The organism is Lacticaseibacillus sp. 53-4 (assembly GCF_016861805.1).
Classification (GTDB): domain Bacteria; phylum Bacillota; class Bacilli; order Lactobacillales; family Lactobacillaceae; genus Lacticaseibacillus.
Map to the genome: position 1 here is coordinate 1 of NZ_BOLT01000076.1, position 1,540 is coordinate 1,540.

Below are 1,540 nucleotides of genomic sequence, written 5' to 3' on the forward strand. Positions count from 1 at the left end.
TTTGCTCATCCGTACTCGCCTTGGGAGCGTGGCACAAACGAGAACGCCAATGGACTGCTTAGGGAATTCTTCCCGAAAGGGAAGTCTCTCAGAGCAGTTACCCTGGTTGAAATTCAAGCAGTCCAATCCGCACTGAACCATCGTCCCAGACGTATTCTGAACTATCTTCGCCCATGCGATTACTACCGATGCATGGCGTAACAGCCTAGACCACTATCAAGAATTCGTTATCATCGTTGCACTTGACTTGAAAATTGAGGAAATATTTCCAGTTCCATCAAAACGGAGCTAAACAAGATAGTGCATGACATCGATGACTAATACTTTAACACCAAACAGAAAGGGGCTATGAATATATAGGGTCTATACTAGATAATGGACCCTATTTATTGAAATGGGAGAGTAATTTTTTCAAAGAAAAGGGGGTAAAAACTATGATTAAAAAAGGCATTACAAGAGTAATAATAAAAGTAATGAATTCTTGGAGTTCAATTTTTTCAACGTTACCAGGGTAACTTTTGGGAATCGGAATTAAAAAGTCGAGGAAGATTGGTAAATATACAATGCTATTAACTATTACAACACTACTTATTCCGATTACGTAATGAACCATAGAAAAAGTTAGGACTTGATTGTGTCTGAAGTATTTTTTTTGAGCCTGCTGTACAGTTTTTTTCCTAGTTACAATGTCATGCCTTGCAGCGTTGAATAGGAGTGAAAAGCCTATTAATGCAACAATTATTAATATAAAGCCGAATGAATTGGTAACTCCAACTTCTGAAGTGAAATTTAGAAAAAAAGGGCCCAAATATTTAGAGATGAACCAACTAGATAAAATTGAAATAATAATTGTAAGAATGTTTTTAAAATAGCCATTTTCAATGATAGTATCATTTATATGGTCACATAAATATAAAAAATCAATTGTTATGAGAAAAAAAACAACTAATATTACTATTAACCATGAGTACAAGGCTGATTTAGCACCTCTTTCTATTTTTTAGATAAAAGTAAAAAACTAAAATAAGTAAAATGATAAACTAATATATATAGTTTATCATTTTGCTTATTACTTTCTATGCGTTTTGTTCAATTAACTTGCGAAAAGCTTTAGCGGCGTCCTTTGCTTCACTGTCAGTATAAGAAGGATATTTTTGTAATTTAAACTTTTTAAAAGCCAATAAAGCGGTTTTATAAGCTGCACCCCATGAACCTGTACCACCTTTTAAAAGAGTATATGTGTCGTTCTGTAGTGAATCAAGGTCATCATCAAAACGATTACTTAGGTAAGAATTAAAGCGAACGGAGCTTTCATTACCGGTGTAATAAGTTTTAATAATTTTGGATATAGTTTGGTTGTTTTGCGAATGGATTGTACTGTAAACGTTAAGTGCATCCAAATCGTCAACCAAATCTTCCCTTCCAAATTGCCCTTTATTACCTACATATGCAGTAATTGATTCGACGAATTGTCAACTCAAGTGCAACTTTTTACCCATGAAGACTTCTGATGGCGTCTTCCAGCCTAAGACCTTGCGTG

Annotated in this window: 2 protein-coding genes; one reads left to right on the plus strand and one right to left on the minus strand. The window is 34.5% G+C overall.

From position 1 onward, the window contains the following. The coding region (locus JUF21_RS11885; RefSeq protein WP_203664865.1) for an IS30 family transposase at window positions 1-201 on the plus strand (201 nt) is incomplete at its 5' end. An 875-nt stretch (window positions 202-1,076) separates the two neighbouring features. On the opposite strand, the gene JUF21_RS11890 is transcribed toward JUF21_RS11885, so the two are convergent. Further along, window positions 1,077-1,412: a hypothetical protein gene (locus tag JUF21_RS11890; RefSeq protein ID WP_057707479.1), complete on the minus strand. Its 336-nt coding sequence runs from the start codon at window positions 1,410-1,412 to the stop codon at window positions 1,077-1,079. Between the last annotated feature and the right edge of the window lie 128 nt (window positions 1,413-1,540).